The organism is Streptomyces sp. NPDC004609 (assembly GCF_042873655.1).
GTDB lineage: Bacteria > Actinomycetota > Actinomycetes > Streptomycetales > Streptomycetaceae > Streptomyces.
In genome coordinates, this window is sequence record NZ_JBIALS010000017.1 from 71321 (window position 1) to 90174 (window position 18854).

At 72.6% G+C, this 18854-nt stretch carries 14 protein-coding genes; 3 read left to right on the top strand and 11 right to left on the bottom strand.

Annotation, left to right across the window (positions count from 1 at the left end):
* Nucleotides 1-109: 109 nt before the first annotated feature.
* Together lipA and lipB are read right to left on the bottom strand one after the other, a co-directional pair.
* Nucleotides 110-1063, bottom strand: coding sequence for a lipoyl synthase (gene lipA / locus ACFYT4_RS18560; RefSeq protein WP_389269701.1), 954 nt, complete (start codon nt 1061-1063; stop codon nt 110-112).
* A 156-nt stretch (nt 1064-1219) separates the two neighbouring features.
* Nucleotides 1220-2014, bottom strand: a complete 795-nt coding sequence (lipB, locus tag ACFYT4_RS18565) for a lipoyl(octanoyl) transferase LipB (RefSeq protein WP_389269703.1) — start codon at nt 2012-2014, stop codon at nt 1220-1222.
* A 341-nt stretch (nt 2015-2355) separates the two neighbouring features.
* On the opposite strand from lipB, the gene ACFYT4_RS18570 reads away from it, so the two are divergent.
* Entirely contained in the window at nt 2356-3804 is a 1449-nt protein-coding gene (locus ACFYT4_RS18570) for a regulator (protein ID WP_389269705.1), read from the top strand.
* A 173-nt stretch (nt 3805-3977) separates the two neighbouring features.
* On the opposite strand, the gene ACFYT4_RS18575 is transcribed toward ACFYT4_RS18570, so the two are convergent.
* Both ACFYT4_RS18575 and ACFYT4_RS18580 read right to left on the bottom strand, forming a co-directional pair.
* A complete protein-coding gene (locus tag ACFYT4_RS18575; protein ID WP_389269707.1) occupies nt 3978-5330 on the bottom strand; it encodes an NAD(P)/FAD-dependent oxidoreductase in 1353 nt (450 codons plus the stop codon).
* 338 nt (nt 5331-5668) lie between these two features.
* Nucleotides 5669-6571 (bottom strand): TIGR01777 family oxidoreductase, encoded by a 903-nt coding sequence (locus tag ACFYT4_RS18580; protein ID WP_389269709.1) that lies wholly within the window; start codon nt 6569-6571, stop codon nt 5669-5671.
* Nucleotides 6572-6614: 43 nt separating this feature from the next.
* On the opposite strand from ACFYT4_RS18580, the gene ACFYT4_RS18585 reads away from it, so the two are divergent.
* Nucleotides 6615-7127 carry a GNAT family N-acetyltransferase gene (locus tag ACFYT4_RS18585; RefSeq protein ID WP_389269711.1) on the top strand — a complete coding sequence of 171 codons (513 nt, stop codon included), beginning with the start codon at nt 6615-6617 and terminating at the stop codon, nt 7125-7127.
* Nucleotides 7128-7344: 217 nt separating this feature from the next.
* Here ACFYT4_RS18585 and ACFYT4_RS18590 read toward each other — a convergent pair whose 3' ends face one another.
* Complete coding sequence (locus tag ACFYT4_RS18590) at nt 7345-7866, bottom strand: DUF4240 domain-containing protein (RefSeq protein ID WP_389269847.1); 522 nt, start codon at nt 7864-7866, stop codon at nt 7345-7347.
* 122 nt (nt 7867-7988) lie between these two features.
* Between ACFYT4_RS18590 and ACFYT4_RS18595 the strand changes: the two genes are divergently transcribed.
* Nucleotides 7989-8906: an SDR family oxidoreductase gene (locus ACFYT4_RS18595; RefSeq protein WP_389269713.1), complete on the top strand. Its 918-nt coding sequence runs from the start codon at nt 7989-7991 to the stop codon at nt 8904-8906.
* A gap of 94 nt (nt 8907-9000) precedes the next feature.
* Here the strand turns inward: ACFYT4_RS18595 and ACFYT4_RS18600 are convergent, their stop codons facing one another.
* The 6 genes from ACFYT4_RS18600 to lpdA all read right to left on the bottom strand — a co-directional run bounded on the left by ACFYT4_RS18600 (nt 9001) and on the right by lpdA (nt 18664).
* The gene (locus tag ACFYT4_RS18600) at nt 9001-9969 is read right to left on the bottom strand and encodes a helix-turn-helix transcriptional regulator (protein ID WP_389269715.1); all 969 of its coding nucleotides are present in this window, start codon (nt 9967-9969) and stop codon (nt 9001-9003) included.
* A gap of 33 nt (nt 9970-10002) precedes the next feature.
* Complete coding sequence (locus ACFYT4_RS18605; RefSeq protein WP_389269716.1) at nt 10003-10821, bottom strand: MerR family transcriptional regulator; 819 nt, start codon at nt 10819-10821, stop codon at nt 10003-10005.
* A gap of 273 nt (nt 10822-11094) precedes the next feature.
* On the bottom strand, nt 11095-13779 hold the full coding sequence (gene aceE, locus ACFYT4_RS18610) for a pyruvate dehydrogenase (acetyl-transferring), homodimeric type (RefSeq protein ID WP_389269718.1): 2685 nt from the start codon (nt 13777-13779) through the stop codon (nt 11095-11097).
* Nucleotides 13780-14174: 395 nt separating this feature from the next.
* Nucleotides 14175-14798 carry a GntR family transcriptional regulator gene (locus ACFYT4_RS18615; protein ID WP_389269849.1) on the bottom strand — a complete coding sequence of 208 codons (624 nt, stop codon included), beginning with the start codon at nt 14796-14798 and terminating at the stop codon, nt 14175-14177.
* A gap of 540 nt (nt 14799-15338) precedes the next feature.
* Complete coding sequence (gene sucB / locus ACFYT4_RS18620; RefSeq protein WP_389269720.1) at nt 15339-17165, bottom strand: 2-oxoglutarate dehydrogenase, E2 component, dihydrolipoamide succinyltransferase; 1827 nt, start codon at nt 17163-17165, stop codon at nt 15339-15341.
* A gap of 110 nt (nt 17166-17275) precedes the next feature.
* Entirely contained in the window at nt 17276-18664 is a 1389-nt protein-coding gene (gene lpdA / locus ACFYT4_RS18625; RefSeq protein ID WP_389269722.1) for a dihydrolipoyl dehydrogenase, read from the bottom strand.
* Between the last annotated feature and the right edge of the window lie 190 nt (nt 18665-18854).

Genomic DNA, 18854 nt, shown 5'->3' on the forward strand with positions numbered 1-18854 from the left:
CCGCACGCCGGCCGGGTCCGCACGCCGACCTGGTTCATACGCCGCTCTGATCCAGAGCGTCGCTGTGATCCACAGGCCGATGGTGTCCACGGCCGATGGGGCGCATGCGTCAGGCGGCGGCCCGGTCCCGCTTCTCCATCGCCTGGCCGTACAGCCGCCCCGCCCGGTACGACGACCGCACCAGCGGGCCCGACATCACTCCGGAGTATCCGATCTGCTCGGCCTCCTCCTTCAGCTCCACGAACTCGTGCGGCTTCACCCAGCGCTCCACCGGGTGGTGGCGCACCGAGGGGCGCAGGTACTGCGTGATCGTGATCAGTTCGCAGCCCGCCTCGTGCAGCGCGCGCAGTGTCTCGCTGATCTCGGCGCGCTCCTCGCCCATGCCGAGGATGAGGTTCGACTTGGTGATCAGCCCCGCCTCACGGGCGCGGGTGATGACGTCCAGGGAGCGCTCGTAACGGAAACCGGGACGGATCCGCTTGAAGATCCGCGGCACGGTCTCGACATTGTGGGCGAAGACCTCGGGGCGGGAGGCGAAGACCTCCGTCAGCAGTTCGGGGACCGCGTTGAAGTCGGGGGCCAGCAGCTCGACCTTCGTGTGGCCGCCGGGGCGGTCGGCGGTCTGGGCGTGGATCTGGCGCACGGTCTCCGCGTACAGCCAGGCGCCGCCGTCCTCCAGGTCGTCGCGGGCGACGCCGGTGATCGTCGCGTAGTTCAGGTCCATCGTGACGACCGACTCGCCGACCCGGCGGGGCTCGTCACGGTCCAGCGCCTGCGGCTTGCCCGTGTCGATCTGGCAGAAGTCACAGCGGCGCGTGCACTGGTCACCGCCGATGAGGAACGTGGCCTCGCGGTCCTCCCAGCACTCGTAGATGTTCGGACAGCCCGCCTCCTGGCACACCGTATGCAGTCCCTCGCTTTTGACGAGCTTCTGCATCTGGGTGTACTCGGGGCCCATTTTCGCCCGGGTCTTGATCCACTCGGGCTTGCGCTCGATGGGGGTCTGGCTGTTCCGGACCTCCAGGCGCAGCATCTTGCGTCCGTCGGGTGCGACAGCGGACACGTGGCGCCCCTTTCTGCTATCGCGGCATTCGAATCTGCGGCGCACACCAGGGTACGCCCGTCGTTCATACGGCCCTGCGTCAAGCCAACCCGCGGAGACGGGGGCTCATTCCCGCGAACGGGTGGACGCGCGTCGCCCCGGTGCCCGCTTTGGCGGTCACCGGGCCGCCTCGACCGTCCTCGGGCGCGGGTCCGCGTTCTCCAGGACGTCCCTCAGATGCCTCTCCACCACGGGGAGGACCTCGGCGACCGTGAGGTCACGGCCCAGCTCGTCCGCCAGCGACGCCACGCCCGCGTCCCGGATCCCGCACGGCACGATCCTGTCGTACCAGGTGTTGTCCGGGTTCACATTGAGGGCGAAGCCGTGCATGGAGACGCCCTTGGCGATACGGATGCCGATCGCGGCCAGTTTGCGGTCCTCGCGGCGCTGGCCGGCGTTCGAGGGGGCGTACTCGGGGCCGTGGAGCCGGGGATCGAACTCGTCGTCCCGCAGCCGGGGGTCGAAGTCCAGCGACAGGCCCCCCACCGACGGGCGTGCCTCCACCGGGTCGCCCAGCACCCACACACCGCTGCGGCCCTCGATCCGGCTGGTCTCCACCCCGAACTCCGCGCAGGTACGGATCAGGGCGTCCTCAAGACGGCGTACATGCGCGACGACGTCCACCGGGCGGGGCAGCTTCAGGATCGGGTAGCCCACCAGCTGGCCGGGCCCGTGCCAGGTGATCTTGCCACCGCGGTCGACGTCGACGACGGGCGTGCCGTCCAGCGGGCGTTCGCTGTCCTCCGTGCGCCGGCCCGCCGTGTACACCGGCGGGTGCTCCAGCAGCAGACAGGTGTCCGGGATCTCGTCCGCGAACCGGGCGGCGTGGATCTCGCGCTGCCTCTGCCACGCCTCCCGGTACTCGACGGCTTCCTCGCCGAAGCCCAGCCGGACGAACCGCAGCTCACTCACGGCACTGCCTCCCTCGAACCTCACCCTGCGTGTACCGGGAACCCCGTCGCGCGCGTACGGACGGTCCCGGCCACGCGCGTACGGAAGGGGCCCGGCCCGCGTGTCGCGGCGTCCGCCGTCCTCCGTGCGCGCGACCGCCGTTCCCGCCGGTCGCACCCAGCCACTGTACGGCGGGCCTCGGCGGTCCCGGCCGGAGGTGTGTCCCGTCAGCGGGGACGCCGGTCCTCACACGATCTGATGAATCTGGGCGGAAGGGTCCGGTCCGCAGGGTGGGTGCCGCTAAATTCGCGCCGTTCCATGAGGGCTGCGACCGGCCCGGAAGGCAGGAGACCGCACAGCTGATGACGGAACGACCTCCGCAGCGCACCCCCAACCGCCAGCTCGCCGCACTCATCGCGGAAGCCGGATTCTCCAATGCGGGGCTCGCCCGCAGAGTGGACCAGCTCGGACTCGAACACGGGCTGGACCTGCGCTACGACAAGACGTCCGTGACCCGCTGGCTGCGCGGCCAGCAGCCGCGCGGGACCACCCCCGCGCTGATCGCCGAGGTGTTCACCAGACGGCTCGGGCGGCGGCTCTCCGCGCAGGACCTGGGCCTCGACGCGTGCGCGCCCGTGTACGCGGGACTGGAGTTCGCCGCCACGCCCGAGGAGGCCGTCGACATCGTCGGGGGCCTGTGGCGCAAGGACTCCGGCAGCCATGCGGAGCTGCGGAAGATCGCCTTCACCCCGGCGGGGCTCGTCGTGCCGAGCCGCGACTGGCTGATCGGGCGCGCGGACGAACGGGTGGGCCGGGGAGACGCCGGGGCCGTGCGGGTCCCCGTGCAGGGCGGGCTGAGCGTGCCCCGCCAGCGCACCAACGACCGGGGCACGGACCGCGGCCCCGGACAGCGTGTCTCCAGCGGGGACATCGCGGCGCTGCGGTCGGTGAGCGAGCTGTTCCGCACGCTCGACAACGCGTACGGGGGCGGGCACGCGCGCCAGGCCCTGGTGCGCTACCTCGAACACGAGGCCGAGCCCATGCTCCGCGGGACCTACGGGGAGGTGACCGGGCGCAGACTCTTCGGCGCGATCGCCGATCTGACCCGGCTGGCCGGGTGGACCTCGTACGACATCGCGGCCCACGGTCTCGCCCAGCGCTACTTCGTCCAGGCGCTGCGGCTGGCGCAGGCGGCGGGGGACCGGGCGTACGGGTCCTATGTGCTGGTCACGATGAGCCGTCAGGCGGTCTACCTCGGCCACGGACGCGAGGCGGTGCAGCTCACCCGGGTCGCCCAGCAGGGGCTCGGGCCGTCCGCGCCGCCCGTGGTGCAGGCGCTGCTGCACGCGGTGGAGGCGCGGGGGCACGGGGTGCTCGGGGAGGTACGCGCCTGTACGGCCTCCCTGATGCGCGCGGAACGGGCCCTGGAGTCGGCGCGGCCGGGGGACGAGGTGCCGCACTGGGCCCGGTTCTTCGACGAGGCGCAGCTGGCGGACGAGTTCGGGCACTGCTACCGGGACCTCCAGCAGTACCGGCCCGCCGTCCAGCACGCCGAACGCTCGCTCCAGCTGAGGCCGCACGGGCTCGCACGGAGCCGGCTCTTCTGCCGGGTGGTGCTCGCGTCCGCGCGGCTCGGTCTCGGAGACCTGGACCAGGCGTGCGCGCTGGGGGCGGAGGCGGCGCTCCACGCGTCGGAGATGCGGTCGGCGCGGGCGGTGGAGTACGTCCGCGACTTCGAACGCCGCCTGGAGCCCTACCGGGACGCGGCGGCGGTACGGGGGTACCGGGAGCGGGTGGCCGCGCTGGGGTGAGACGGGTCGTCCCGGGAGTGCCTGCGGGCCCCGGGGCCGGGGCGGGAGGGGCGTGCGGGTCCCCTCGCCCCGAGCGCCCCGGACTCTTGCGCCGGACCCCGGGGCCTCTCGCCCCGGGCGCCGGGCGGGCCGGAGCGGCGGGCTGCGTTCCGGAGCGGCCGGTCACGGGCGGGTCAGGCCGCGGAGGGGAGGGGGCGGGATGTCGGGGGGTGGAGGGCCAGGTCCGTGAGGATCGCGTCCGCCGCGCGGCGGCCCGAGAAGAGAGCCCCTTGGACGGTACTCGTGTCGCGGTGGTCGCCGCACACGTAGAGACCCGCCAGCACGCGCACGGGCCGCCGCAGATCGTGCGGCGGGGGCATCGCGGGCACGGCGTCGGGGGTGTGGTGGACCGCCAGCAGCTCCCAGTCGTCCGTGGGCACCCCGTACAGCCGCGCGAGATGCGCGCGGACCGTCCGGTCCAGATACGGCGGTGGGGTGCCCAGCACCGTCGAGGAGACGAGCACCCGCCCCCGCGGCGCCCTCGACGGATCGACCTCGCTCATCACGGCGGTGTACGCGACCGGACCGCCGCCGTCCGCGTCCAGCACCAGCGCCGCGCCCGTCGGCGGTGCCACCGGCGCGGTGTGGTGCAGCACCGTCACCGGGTGGAACTCCGGCACGCGCAGCCCCGGCAGCAGCTCCGCCGCCTGCCGCGCGCCGGTCGCCAGGACCAGCGCGCGGCAGGAGAGTTCGCCGTACTCCTCCGTACTGACCCTGCTGATCGACGCGTCCTTGACCCGTACGCCCGTGAGTACCGTGCCCGGGGGCAGTGACGCGGCCAGCCGCTCCGGAAGCGAGGCCGCGCCGCCCTCCGGTACGCACATCCGGCCGCGCGCGTAGCCCCGCAGCGCGAGATCGGCGCACCGGCTCGACGTCGTCAGCTCCGGATCGCACAGCAGCGCCGACAGCAGGGGGCGCAGAAAGCCGCTCACGGTGCGGACCGGGAGGCCGCGGGCGGTCAGCGCGGCCTCGACGGAACGTTCCGGACGGGACGTCAGACGCTCCAGCGGCATCACCCCGAGACGCGCCAGCGACGCGCCGAGCCGGGCCTCGTCCAGGGGGCGCGGCGCGTTCACGAGGGCGCGAGCCACCGTGAACGCGCCCCCCACGCCCCGCCGGGCGTTGGGGGAACCCCGGCGTGCGCTCCCCGGTTCGCCCGTACGGCAGACGGTCTCCCCGGTCCGCTGCAGCCGCCCGCCGCTGTGGACGAGCACGCCCGGTGAGAAGAGCCGCAGGGGCATCGTGTCGAGGCCGGCCATCCGGCGCAGTTCGGGGTACGACGTGGTGAGCAGCCGTCCGACGTGGTCGAGCCGGAAACCGTCGACGTCCTCGGTGGCCATCCTGCCGCCGGGCCGTGGCGCTGCCTCCAGCACACTGACACTGACACCTGCGCTGGTCAGACGGTGGGCAGCCGCGAGACCGGCGACACCGGCCCCGACGATGACGACATCCGCGTGGTCCGCACTGTGAGCGGTGCTGATGAGCACGTGCCCCTCCCCGAGGTCGGCGCGGCTGCTGGGAGGGCCCTGCCCCCAACAGGCCCCCGCAATGCCGGAGTCCGGGTCGAGGGTAGGGAGGCGTGGGCGCGCTGCGATAAGCGCATGAGGTGGGGCATGGTTGCGTGGGGGGCGCATGGCCTGCGGAGACGTGGGCGTGGCCGTCGGCGCGGGGCCGGCGCCGCACCCCCGGGGCCTGGGCCCGCGCCTCCACCGCGGGCGCCGCCGGACCGGGTGGTCCCCGGTGCCGCGGGCCCCGCGCCGGGACCGGGGCCCGGCGGGAGCCGCCCGGACTCCGGGAGCGGGCCGCGATGCCGGGCGCCGCGGGGCTACCTCGTAGGGGCGGCCAGGGCCGCGGTGATCGCGGACTCGATGTCCGGGAAGGCGAAGGAGAAGCCCGACTCCAGGAGCCGGGCGGGGACCGCGCGTTGGCTGCTGAGGACATCGGACGCCATGTCGCCGAGGACGAGGCGGAGGGCCGCCGCGGGGACGGTGAACAGGGCGGGGCGGTGGAGGACGCGGGACATGGCCGCGGTGATGTCGCGGTTGGTGAGGGGTTCGGGGGCCGTGCAGTTGACCGGGCCCGCGAGGGAGTCCGTGTCCAGGATGTGGCGCAGGGCCGCGACCTCGTCGTGGAGGGAGACGAAGCTCCAGTACTGGCGGCCGTCCCCCAGCCGGCCGCCCATACCCGCCTTGAAGAGGGGGAACATCCGGGCCCACGCACCACCCTCGCGCGCCACGACCAGGCCCGTACGGGCGAACGCCGTCCGGATGCCCGCCTCCAGCGCCGGGGCGGCCGCCGCCTCCCACTCGACGCAGACCCGCGGCAGGAATCCGTCGCCGGGCGGGGCGCTCTCGTCCACCGCGCGGTCCCCGGTGTCGCCGTAGTACCCGATCGCGCTCCCGCACAGGAGCACCCTCGGCGGGGTGTCCAGCGAGGCGACGGCCTCCGCGATCGTGGCCGTGCCGAGGACGCGGCTGTCGCGGATCTCCTTGCGGTACGCCTCCGTCCAGCGGTGGTCGGCGACCCCCGCGCCCGCGAGGTTCACGACGCCCTCGCAGCCGACGAGGCCCGCCGTGTCCACGTACCGCCGGCGGGGATCCCACTCCACCTCGTCCCCGGCCCGCGCGGGACGCCGTACCAGGCGCACCACCTCGTGCCCGTCCGCGCGCAGTGAGTGCACGAGTGCCGTACCGATGAGTCCGGACGAGCCGGTGACCGCGATCCGCATGGTGCCATCCTGCCCCGAGTGCCCTCGTGACACTGTTGTTCCCATGGCCGAATCGCCCACATCACCCGAGTCGCACATACGCCTGGCGCGCGCCACCGACGCCGCCGCCCTGGGCGGGCTCGACCGGGACACCTGGTCGACGCTGCACGCCGTGGCGCCGAGGCCGATGCCTCCGTACGACCCCTTCTTCGACTCCGACCACCGGCCCGAGGACTTCTTCGTCGCCGAGGAGGCCGGGGGGACGGTCGTCGGCTACATCCGGCTCGTCCCGCCGACGTCGCTCGCCTGCAACCAGCATGTGCGTCAGATCCAGGGGCTCGTCGTCGCGCCGGGCGCACGCGGGCGCGGGATCGGACGGGCGCTGCTGAGGCGCGCGTCCGACGAGTCACGCCGGCAGGGCGCGGTACGCATCACGCTGCGGGTGCTCGGGCACAACACTCCCGCGCGCGCCCTGTACGCGTCGGAGGGCTTCACCGTCGAGGGCGTGCTGCCGGAGGAGTTCTGGCTCGACGGCCGGTACGTCGACGATGTCCTGATGGGGCGAAGCCTGCGCTGAGGGCCTGTTCGGATCGGCCCGGACGAGGGAACGGGCCCGGTGCCGGGACCACGAACCGGCGGGATCCGGCCGGGACACCCGGCTCGCCGAGACCCCCGGCCGGACAAGACGCCTCCGCGGGAAAGGACATCCCGCGGGACAGGACATTCTGCGGGACACGGCATCGATCCGGCCGAGACGTCCGGCCGGCGAGGCACCCCGGCCGGACGGGTCCGGGTCAGTCGGCGCCGAAGCGCTCCCACAAGCGGGGGAACCGGACCGCCAGCGCCGCGTTGTCGTCGAAGTCGAACGGCGTGCCCACCGGTTCCGCCGTCTGCGGCGTGATTCCCAGATCCGGTGCGACCACACCCGTGAGCTGCTCGTACGCCTCGTCCGCCGCGTAGCCCAGCTCCTCGCCGTCCCCGTCGACGTCCTCGTCGAACTCGTCCAGCAGTTCGGCCAGGGAGTCCGGATCGTGCAGGGCGCCCTCGAAGATCTCCCGGCCCTGGCCGATGAGCCAGCAGCGGAAGTAGTCGAACGCGTCGTCGCTGGCGCCGTCGAGCAGGACGGCCGCCGCACCCCACAGATCCCAGGTGTAGGCCCGGTTGTAGCGCGCCTCGAAGTGGCGGGCGAAGTCCAGCACGGAGTCGGGGTCGAGCTGAAGCAGCCGCTCGACCAGCAGATCGGCGTGCTCTTCCGGGTCGCCCTCGGCGGCCTCGCGGGTGCTGTCGACGATCTCCCAGAACTCCGTCTCGTCCATCACGGGTACAGCATCGTGCTTGGGAGGGGGCCGCGCACGCGGAGCGGCCGAAATGCTGACCGTCTCAGTGCGGTGCGAATGGCGGACGGAGGATGTCCGGTTTCCGTGCGACGGTCGTTGACATGACGACACAAGCAGCACTGTCAGGGAAGGTCGCGCTGGTCGCGGGGGCCACTCGGGGCGCCGGTCGCGCCATCGCCGTACAGCTCGGGGCCGCGGGCGCGACCGTCTACGTGACCGGCAGGACCACCCGTGAGCGGGTCAGCGAGTTGGGCCGGGCGACGGAGACCATCGAGGAGACGGCCGAACTCGTCGACGCGGCCGGGGGAACGGGCATCGCCGTGCCGACCGACCATCTGGAGGTCGAGCGGGTACGGGACCTGGTCGCGTCGATCGACCGCGACCACGGCCGTCTCGACATCCTCGTCAACGACATCTGGGGCGGGAATCGGTTGCTGGACTTCAGCACCAAGATGTGGGAGGTCGATCTGGACCGAGGGCTGCGCATGCTCGACCTGGGTGTCAGAAGCCACATCATCACCAGCAGCATCGCGCTTCCCCTGCTGGTACGGGAACCGGGCGGCCTGGTCGTCGAAGTCACCGACGGCACCGCCAGGACCAACAAGGAGTTCCGCGAGAACTTCTACTACGACCTCGCCAAGAACGGCCCGATCCGGATGGCGTACATCCTCGGCGAGGAGCTGAAGAGCGTCGGCGGCACGGCGGTCGCGGTCACACCGGGTTTCCTCCGCTCGGAGGAGATGCTCGACACCTTCGGCGTCACCGAGGAGAACTGGCGTGACGGCATCACGAAGGAACGGCACTGGGCGCTCTCCGAGTCACCCGTCTACATCGGCCGGGGTGTCGCCGCCCTCGCCGCGGACCCCGGGCGCCACCGCTGGAACGGCTGGTCGCTCGACAGCGGACAGCTCGCACGGGAGTACGGCCTGACGGACGTCGACGGCAGCCGGCCCGATGTGTGGGGGTACATCCTGGCGGAGAGGGCAGGGGCGGAGCCCGCTCTCGACGGCTACCGATAGCGGCCCGTGCGCGCCTGCCGGCGGAGCCTCGCTCAGGGGCCGGCGGATCGCGTCCCCCGGCACGGCCGCGCCCCGGCGGCCGGCCGTGCCGCCGTCATCGGTACAGCCTCGCCGCCCGTTCCGCCGACTCCGCGAACCGCTTCCGCAGCTCCGCCGGCTCCAGCACCTCGACGTCCGGGCCCAGCGTGAACAGCTGCGCGTACGCCACCTCGTGGGACTCGACCGGCAGGGTGAGGGTCACCCGGCCCTTTCCGTCGGGCGGGTCCGCCGCCGCGAGGGCCTCGCGGGCCGCCACCCGGTCCGTGAGGTACGGCAGCCTCCGGGCGCCCTCCTCCGTCACCCTGATGACGACCTCGGCCCGCAGGAGGGACCGCGCGAACTGCCCCGCCCGCTCCTCCCAGAACGCCGGCAGATCGAAGTCCGGGTCCCGCTCGAAGAGACCGCCGTCCGCCTCGACGGACGAGAAGCGGTCGATCCGGTACACCCGGAACGTGCCCTCCACCCGGGCGCACAGGTACCAGACGCCCGCCTTCAGCACGAGACCGTACGGCTCCAGTTCGCGCTCCACCTCCGCGTCGCTGCGGCCGCGGTACGTCGCCCGTACGCGCCGGTCGCCCCACACCGCCTCCGCGACCGGCGGAAGGAGATCCGGGGTCCTGGACTCGTGGTACCAGCCCGGGGCGTCCAGGTGGAAGCGCTGGGCCGCGCTCTCGGAGGCGTCGCTGACCGAGGGCAGCAGCGCCGCCGTCACCTTCAGCCGGGCCGCGGACGCCGCGTCCTCCAGGCCCATCTCGCGCAGGGCGACCGGGAGCCCGGAGAGGAACAGTGCCTCGGCCTCGCTGCGGCCGAGGCCCGTCAGCCGGGTCCGGTAGCCGCCGATGAGCCGGTAGCCGCCGCTCCGCCCCCGGTCGGCGTAGACCGGGACCCCGGCCTCCGACAGCGCGAGCGCGTCCCGGGTGATGGTCCGCTCGGAGACCTCCAGCTCCCGGGCGAGCTCGGCCCCGGTCATGGAGGGCCTCGCCTGGAGGAGGAGCACCATCTTGATCAGCCGGGCAGCACGCATGACCCCATGATGGCCGAGACGCGGCGGCGGATGTCAGACGAGCGGCTCCTGCAGTTCCGTCACCCACTGCTCCCGGTCCGCGGGGCAGGCGAGCGTGACCTCGCGGGCGTATCCCGCCGAACGCCGGCCGCCCGTGTCGATCCAGTGGGCCAGGGTCTGGGCCGTGGGCACGACCGCGCTCATCGGGCCGCGGTGCACGATCGTCGCGGCACGCTCGACGGCCGGCAGCTCCGTGATCCGTACGTCCAGTCCGGGCCGGGGCCCCTGCGAGACCGTCACCGCCGCGTGCACCACGATCGAGCCGTCGCCCTCCGACGCGTCCTCGTAGTACGCGATACCGGGGCCGCTCGGGGCGATCCCCGCCGCCTTCAGCCGGCGGAACAGCTCCTGGTAGAGGGGTTCGATGACCGGGCCGACGTCCTCGGGGCCGAAGCTCGCGGCGGTGGCGGCCAGCTCGGCCACCCGGACCGCGGGAACACTCTTGACGACGACGTCGTCGGTCGGCATGTGCCCTTCGCTCTCGATGGAACGGAGCCTCGCCTCGACCTGGGCCAGCCCGGCGGCCGCGGCCGCCATCGTCTCCTCCAGCTCCGCCCGCCGCAGGACGAGCATTCCGCGCAGTTCCTCGGTGCTCACCCTGTCGTCGAGGATCCGCCGGATCTGCTGGAGGGTGAAGCCGAGGTCCTTGAGGGCGATGACACGGTTGAGCACGGCGAGCTGGGCCGCGGTGTAGCGGCGGTAGCCGGTGAACGGGTCGGTGCGGGCGGGCCGCAGCAGCCCGATCGTGTCGTAGTGCCGCAGCATGCGGGCCGACACACGGCCGTGCCGGGCGAAGTCTCCGATGGTGAACATGGCTCCCCAGTGCACGGCCGACACGGTGTCCGGGTCAAGCATCCCCGACCTGACCCGCGGTCCGCACCCGGGGCCACGGCCCGGCCGGGCGCCGGGGGCCCCCGCCCGGCAGGGAGCCCGGTCGCGCGGCCCGCGCCCGGACGGCCACGGAAAGCCCGTGGAAACCGGCGAAAAGAGCGTAAATCCGGAAAACGCGTGGAAGCCCGGAAACCGGAAAAGGGGAATCACCCCCGGGCGGTGGTGCGAGCCGCCCAGGGGTGATCATCGGGAGCGTCAGAGCCCGTAGCGCTCCCGGGCCTCCTTCACCGCGGAGGCGGGCAACTCGCCTCGGCGGGCGAGCTGTGCCAGCGCCGCCACGGTGATGGACTGCGCGTCCACGCCGAAGTGCCGGCGGGCCGCCTGTCGTGTGTCCGACAGACCGAAGCCGTCGGTTCCCAGCGAGGTCCAGTCCTGCTCGACCCACTGGCTGATCTGGTCCGGGACCTGGCGCATCCAGTCGCTGACCGCGAGGACCGGTCCCGGGGCGCCGTCCAGCACCTGCCGGATGTACGGTGTGCGCTCCTCGCCCCGGAGGAGTGCCTCGTCGGCCTCCAGCGCGTCCCGGCGCAGCTCGCCCCAGGAGGTCGCGGACCAGACGTCGGCCGTGACACCCCAGTCGGCCGCCAGCAGTTCCTGGGCCTCCAGCGCCCAGTGGATCGCCGTGCCCGAGGCGAGGAGCTGGAGCCGGGGGGAGTCCTGGTAGGGCGCGACACCCTCCCGGAAGCGGTACAGCCCCCGGACGATGCCCTCCTCGACGCCCTCCGGCATCGCGGGCTGCCGCCTGGGCTCGTTGTAGACCGTCAGGTAGTAGAAGACGTCCTCGGGCTCGGGCCCGTACATCCTCCGCAGGCCGTCCTTGACGATGACCGCGATCTCGTACGCGAAGGCCGGGTCGTAGTTGAGCGACGCCGGGTTCGTGGACGCGATCAGATGCGAGTGGCCGTCCGCGTGCTGGAGTCCCTCGCCGGTGAGGGTGGTGCGGCCGGCGGTCGCGCCGACGATGAACCCCTTGCCCAGCTGGTCGGCGAGCTGCCACATCTGGTCGCCCGTGCGCTGCCAGCCGAACATCGAGTAGAAGATGTAGAAGGGGATCATCGGCTCGCCGTGCGTCGCGTACGACGTGGACGCGGCGATGAAGTCCGCCATGGAGCCGGCCTCGGTGATCCCCTCGTTGAGGATCTGGCCGTCCGTGGCCTCCTTGTAGTACATCAGCTGGTCGCGGTCGACCGGGTCGTACGTCTGGCCGAGCGGGGAGTAGATGCCGGCCGACGGGAACAGCGACTCCATGCCGAAGGTGCGGGCCTCGTCGGGGACGATCGGGACCCAGCGCCTGCCGGTGTTCTTGTCCCGCATCAGATCCTTGACCAGGCGTACGAACGCCATGGTCGTGGCCATCTCCTGCTGGCCCGAGCCCTTCTCCAGGAGGGCGAACGCCTTCTCGTCCGGCGCGGGGAGACTGACCGCGTGCACTCGGCGGGCGGGGGCGGGACCACCGAGTGCAGCGCGGCGTTCTTGGAGGTAGCGGACCTCGGGGGAGTCCGCTCCCGGGTGGCCGTACGGCACGGTGCCGTCGGCGAAGGCGCTGTCCGGAATCGGGAGTTCGAGCCGGTCGCGCATGCCCTTGAACTCGTCGATCGTCAGCTTCTTCATCTGGTGGTTGGCGTTCTTGGACGCGAAGCCGCTGCCGAGGGTGTGGCCCTTCACCGTCTGGGCGAGGATCACGGTCGGCGCGCCCTTGTGGGCGAGGGCCGCGCGGTAGGCCGCGTACACCTTGCGGGACTCGTGGCCGCCGCGCGAGGTGAAGAAGCACTCCGCGATCTTCGCGTCCGGCAGCAGCTTCGCCAGCTCGGCGAGCGCGGGCTCGGCGCCGAAGAAGTGCGTGCGGATGTACGCGACGTCGCGGGTGGCGTACGTCTGGAACTGCGCGTCCGGGACCTCGCGCAGGCGGCGCAGCAGCGCGCCCGTCGTGTCCAGCCGGAACAGTTCGTCCCAGGCCGAGCCCCAGAGCGACTTGATGACATTCCAGCCCGCGCCGCGGAACTGGGCCTCCAGCTCCTGCACGATCTTGAAGTTGGCCCGGACCGGGCCGTCGAGGCGCTGGAGATTGCAGTTGATGACGAACGTCAGATTGTCCAGCCGCTCGCGGGCCGCGAGGGCGAGCGCCGCGGTCGACTCGGGCTCGTCCATCTCGCCGTCGCCGAGGAACGCCCACACATGGGAGCCGGAGGTGTCCTTGATACCCCGGCCCTGGAGGTAGCGGTTGAAACGGGCCTGGTAGATCGCGGAGAGCGGGCCGAGGCCCATGGAGACCGTCGGGAACTCCCACAGCCAGGGCAGCCGCCGCGGATGCGGGTACGACGGCAGACCGTTGCCGCCGGCCTCCTGGCGGAAGTTGTCGAGGTGGGCCTCGGTGAGCCGGCCGTCGAGGAAGGCGCGGGCGTAGATGCCGGGGGAGGCGTGGCCCTGGATGTAGAGCTGGTCGCCGCTGCCTCCCCCTACCTCCCCCAGCCCTTCCTTGCCGCGGAAGAAGTGGTTGAAGCCGGTCTCGTAGAGCCAGGCGGCGGAGGCGAAGGTGGCGATGTGCCCGCCGACGCCGAGCCGGGAGCCGCGGGTCACCATGGCGGCGGCGTTCCAGCGGTTCCAGGCGGTGATACGGGCTTCCAGCGCCTCGTCGCCCTCGAAGGCGGGCTCGGCGGAGGTGGGAATGGTGTTGACGTAGTCCGTCTCCAGCAGCCTGGGTACGGGGACTCCGGCCGCCTCGGCGTGCTGGAGCGTGCGGCGCATGAGGTATGCGGCGCGGTGCGGGCCGGCGTGCCGGGCGACGGCGTCGAGAGAAGCCGCCCACTCGGCGGTCTCCTCGGCGTCGCGATCCGGGAGCTGGTCCAGCTCGCTCGGAAGCTTGCCTACGGGGTCGGTCATGGTCGCCGCCTTCCGGACTGGGAGGGGGGTGGAGATGGTGCCTTGTCTGGCAGGACAGGGCGGGTGGGTTTGTTGCCCGGCTCCGACTCTAAGCCTCTGATCGATGATCGATCAAAGTGCTAGGAGGTAAAACTTCTCCGGAGGGCGAAATTGGCATTCCGTGCCGCGAAAATGGGCACGGAGTGTCGTGAGTGGCGGGTGGTGTCGCGAGTGGCGGATGGGACCGCTCACCGCGCCGGTGACGGCGTCCTGCCGGTGGGGTTGTCTTTCCGGTGAGGGCGTCTTTCCGGTGGCGGTGTTTTCGGGTGAGGGCGTCCTTCCGGTGAGGAGGATGTCCTTCCGGTGAGCGTTCCGGTCGTCGGGCGCCCGGTGGGCCGGGAGCGGGCTGCCGCCGGTCACGCCCTGGGCGCGCAGCCCAGGACATGGGCCTTGACCAGGGCCCCGATGCCCGGGTCGTGGCGGAGGAAGGCCTCCACCAGGGCCTCGTGCTCCTCGGCGTACGACTGCTGCACCGTGCCCAGCCAGCGGATCGACAGCGCGGTGAAGACCTCGATGCCGAGACCTTCCCAGGTGTGCAGCAGCACGCCGTTGCCCGCCGCCCGGACCAGTTCGCGGTGGAAGGCGACCGTGTGGCGGACCTGCCCCGCCGAGTCGCCCGCGCGGTCCGCCGCGTACAGCGCCTCCACATGCGGCTGGAGCGCCGAGCAGTCCGCGGCCAGCCGGTCCGCCGCCAGCTCCGCGGCGATCTGCTCCAGGCCGGCGCGCACCGGATAGCTCTCCTCCAGGTCCGCCGCCGTGAGATTCCGTACCCGTACGCCCTTGTTGGGCACGGACTCGATCAGCCGCAGGCTCTCCAGCTCCCGCAGCGCCTCCCGTACCGGCGTCTGGGAGACCTGGAGCTCCGTCGCGATCCCGCGCTCGACGATGCGCTCCCCGGGCTTCCAGCGGCCGCTGACGATCCCCTCCACGATGTGCTGGCGGATCTGCTCCCGCAGCGAGTGGACGACGGGCGGGGTCATGAGGGCTCCCGAGGGGGACAGCGCGCGGATGTGGGGTGCCATTATTGCTCCCGCTCGGCCGGGCCGAGGCCCCGCGACGCATCCGCGGACCGTCCGGCCCGGCCCCCGCGGCCGGGATCCGGGAAGGCCGGGCACGCCGCCGGGCGGAGCGCGAGGGCCCGGCGGACATCACCCGGGAAGGCGAATGCGCGGGTGGGACCGTGCGGCAACCGCTCGGCCGCGAGACCGCCGGCCCCGCCGGAGCGGGCGGATCCGTGCGGCGGTGCCGGGGCCGCTTTTCCTCCCCGCGGCCGTTGGTGTGTCCGCTGTCACGGGCCGCCGTCCGCCGGCCCGCGGCCGGTGGACGTGCGCCGGAGAGACCCGGGCCGCAGAGACCCGGGCCGGCTCCGGCTTCCGGCACCGGCGAATACGGCGAATGCGAGGGAAAAGCGTCGGCGCCCGCCGCGAACACGGCGGGTGAACACGTCGGGCACCGCGAACACGGCGGAGCCCCCGCCCTGTGTTGCCCGGGCGGGGGCTCCGGCACGGTGGCCGATGGTCCTACAGGCCGAGCTCGACCTCGAACTCGCCGGCCTCCAGGATCGCCTTGACGGCCGTCAGGTAGCGGGCGGCGTCGGCGCCGTCCACCAGACGGTGGTCGTAGGAGAGCGACAGATACGTCATGTCACGGACGCCGATCACGGTGCCCTCGGGCGTCTCGATGACGGCCGGGCGTTTCACCGTGGCACCGATGCCCAGGATGGCCGCCTGGGTCGGCGGCACGATGACCGTGTCGAACAGCGCACCGCGCGAACCGGTGTTGCTGACGGTGAAGGTCGCGCCCGCCAGGTCGTCCGGACGGATCTTGTTGTTCCGGACGGCACCGGCCAGCTCGGCGGTCTTCTTGGCGATACCGGCGATGTTCAGATCGCCCGCGCCCTTGATGACCGGCGTCATCAGCCCCTTCTCGGAGTCCACGGCGATGCCGATGTTCTCCGTGTCGAAGTAGGTGATGGTGCCCTCGTCCTCGTTGATCCGGGCGTTGACGACCGGGTGGGCCTTCAGCGCCTGGGCCGCGGCCTTCACGAAGAACGGCATCGGGGAGAGCTTGACGCCCTCGCGGGCGGCGAAGCCGTCCTTGGCCTGGGCGCGCAGCTTCATCAGCCTGGTGATGTCGACCTCGACGACCGAGGTCAGCTGGGCCTGGCTGTGCAGCGCCTTCATCATGTTGTCGCCGATGAGCTTGCGCATCCGGGTCATCTTGACCGTCTGGCCGCGCAGCGGGGACACCTCCAGGGACGGAGTCCTCGGGGCGGCGGGCGCCTGGACTGCGGCGGGGGCCGGAGCCGGGGCGGCTGCCCTGGCGGCCTCCGCGGCGGCGACCACGTCCTGCTTGCGGATCCGGCCACCGACGCCGGTGCCGCGGACCGAGGCCAGGTCCACGCTGTTCTCGGCGGCGAGCTTACGGACCAGGGGGGTCACATAGGCGTCACCGGCGGAGGGCGCGGCCGGGGCCGGTGCGGGAGCGGGTGCCGGAGCGGCCGGAGCCGGCGCGGGCGCCGGGGGAGCCACCGGGGCCGCGGCCTGGACCGGAGCGGGCGCGGGTGCCGGTGCGGCGGCGGGAGCCGGTGCCGGTGCCGGTGCCGGCGCAGCGGCGGCCGGTGCCGGAGCCGCGGCCGGAGCGGGGGCGGCCGGTGCCGGAGCCGCGGGGGCGGCACCCGCGACGCCGATCACGGCCAGCTTCGCGCCGACCTCGGCGGTCTCGTCCTCGCCGACGACGATCTCCAGCAGGACGCCGGAGGCCGGGGCGGGGATCTCGGTGTCGACCTTGTCGGTGGACACCTCCAGCAGCGGCTCGTCGGCCTCGACGGACTCGCCGACCTCCTTGAGCCAGCGGGTGACGGTGCCCTCGGTGACGCTCTCGCCGAGCGCGGGCAGGACCACGTCCGTACCGGACGCGCCACCGGCCGGAGCGGCGGCGGGCGCCGGAGCGGGCGCGGGGGCCTCGGCCACGGGAGCGACGGGAGCGGCCGCCACGGGAGCGGCCGCCGGCTCGGCGGCGGGTGCGGGTGCGGGTGCGGGTGCCGCGGCGGGTGCAGGCGCGGCGGCCTCGACGGCGGCGGGCGCCGGAGCGGCGGCCTGGCCGCCCGAGCCGTCGTCGATGATCGCCAGCTCGGCGCCGACCTCGACGGTCTCGTCCTCGGCCACCTTGATGGACGCCAGAACACCGGACGCGGGGGCGGGGATCTCGGTGTCGACCTTGTCGGTGGACACCTCCAGCAGCGGCTCGTCGGCCTCGACGCGCTCGCCCTCGGCCTTCAGCCAGCGGGTGACAGTGCCCTCGGTGACGCTCTCGCCGAGCGCCGGAAGGGTTACGGAAACCGACATGGTTTCAGTTGCTCCTAACGATGGGGTCTCCCCAGCTCAAGCGAAGCGGCGAGCGTGGGGAAGTGCGGAAGTGGTCGTCGTGCCCGAGAGCGCCCGAGGGCCCGGCCGGCTCAGTCATGGGCGTGCAGGGGCTTGCCGGCCAGCGCCAGGTGCGCCTCGCCCAGCGCCTCGTTCTGCGTCGGGTGCGCGTGGATGAGCTGCGCGACCTCGGCGGGCAGGGCCTCCCAGTTGTAGATGAGCTGCGCCTCGCCGATCTGCTCGCCCATGCGGTCACCGACCATGTGGACGCCGACCACGGCACCGTCCTTGACCTGGACGAGCTTGATCTCGCCCTGGGTCTTGAGGATCCTGCTCTTGCCGTTGCCCCCGAGGGGGTACTTCAGGGCGACGACCTTGTCCGCACCGTAGATCTCCTTGGCCCTGGCCTCGGTGATGCCGACGGAGGCGACCTCGGGGTGGCAGTACGTCACCCGGGGCACACCGTCGTAGTCGACCGGGACGGTCTTCAGGCCGGCCAGCCGCTCCGCCACCAGGATGCCCTCGGCGAAGCCGACGTGCGCGAGCTGGAGCGTCGGGACGAGGTCGCCGACGGCGGAGATGGTGGGCACGTTGGTCTGCATGTACTCGTCGACCAGGACATGGCCGCGGTCCATCGCGACGCCCTGCTCCTCGTACCCGAGACCGGCGGACACCGGGCCGCGGCCCACCGCGACCAGCAGCACCTCGGCCTCGAAGGCCTTGCCGTCCGCGAGGGTCACGCGGACCCCGTCCTGGGTGTACTCGGCCTTCTCGAAGAAGGTGCCCAGGTTGAACTTGATGCCGCGCTTGCGGAACGCGCGCTCAAGAAGCTTGGAACTGTTCTCGTCCTCGGCCGGGACGAGGTGCTTGAGGCCCTCGATGACGGTGACGTCCGCGCCGAAGGACTTCCACGCGGAGGCGAACTCGACACCGATGACGCCGCCGCCCAGCACGATCGCGGACTGCGGGACGCGGTCCATCCTCAGCGCGTGGTCGGAGGAGATGATGCGGTTGCCGTCGATCTCCAGCCCGGGCAGCGACTTCGGTACGGAGCCGGTGGCGAGGAGGATGTGACGGCCCTGGACCCGCTGGCCGTTGACGTCGACGGAGGTGGGCGACGACAGCCGGCCCGAGCCCTCGACGACCGTGATCTTGCGGGAGGCGATGAGTCCCTGGAGGCCCTTGTAGAGGCCCTGGATCACGTCGTCCTTGTACTTGTGAACGGCTGCGACGTCGATGCCCTCGAAGGTCGCCCGGACACCGAACTGCTCGGACTCGCGGGCCTGGTCGGCGATCTCGCCGGCGTGCAGCAGTGCCTTGGTGGGGATGCAGCCGTAGTGCAGGCAGGTGCCGCCGAGCTTGTCCTTCTCGATCAGGGCGACGTCCAGGCCCAGCTGGGCCCCGCGCAGCGCCGCAGCGTAACCGCCGCTACCGCCGCCGAGGATCACTAGGTCGAAAACGGTGCTGGCGTCGTTCGCCACGTCACGTCCTCCATGCATGTGCGCCGGTCGCCGGGTCCCCTTTCCCCGGGGACGACCGGCCTTTCGGCTGGTGTGCGGCCGATGTCTCGTCGGCCCTTGGTGGGCCCTGTCCTGCCGAGAACCCATCTTCGCACTTGTTGGGGGAAGACGGGACGCGGGGCGGCGCTCGGACAACGTCTGATCGATCACC

Coding starts and splice junctions, on each gene's coding strand:
- ACFYT4_RS18570 (WP_389269705.1), top strand. CDS start 2,356: ATGACGGAACGACCTCCGCAGCGCACCCCCAACCGCCAGCTCGCCGCA.
- ACFYT4_RS18580 (WP_389269709.1), bottom strand. CDS start 6,571: ATGCGGATCGCGGTCACCGGCTCGTCCGGACTCATCGGTACGGCACTC.
- ACFYT4_RS18585 (WP_389269711.1), top strand. CDS start 6,615: ATGGCCGAATCGCCCACATCACCCGAGTCGCACATACGCCTGGCGCGC.
- ACFYT4_RS18590 (WP_389269847.1), bottom strand. CDS start 7,866: ATGGACGAGACGGAGTTCTGGGAGATCGTCGACAGCACCCGCGAGGCC.
- ACFYT4_RS18595 (WP_389269713.1), top strand. CDS start 7,989: ATGACGACACAAGCAGCACTGTCAGGGAAGGTCGCGCTGGTCGCGGGG.
- ACFYT4_RS18600 (WP_389269715.1), bottom strand. CDS start 9,969: ATGCGTGCTGCCCGGCTGATCAAGATGGTGCTCCTCCTCCAGGCGAGG.
- ACFYT4_RS18605 (WP_389269716.1), bottom strand. CDS start 10,821: ATGTTCACCATCGGAGACTTCGCCCGGCACGGCCGTGTGTCGGCCCGC.
- aceE (WP_389269718.1), bottom strand. CDS start 13,779: ATGACCGACCCCGTAGGCAAGCTTCCGAGCGAGCTGGACCAGCTCCCG.
- ACFYT4_RS18615 (WP_389269849.1), bottom strand. CDS start 14,798: ATGACCCCGCCCGTCGTCCACTCGCTGCGGGAGCAGATCCGCCAGCAC.
- sucB (WP_389269720.1), bottom strand. CDS start 17,165: ATGTCGGTTTCCGTAACCCTTCCGGCGCTCGGCGAGAGCGTCACCGAG.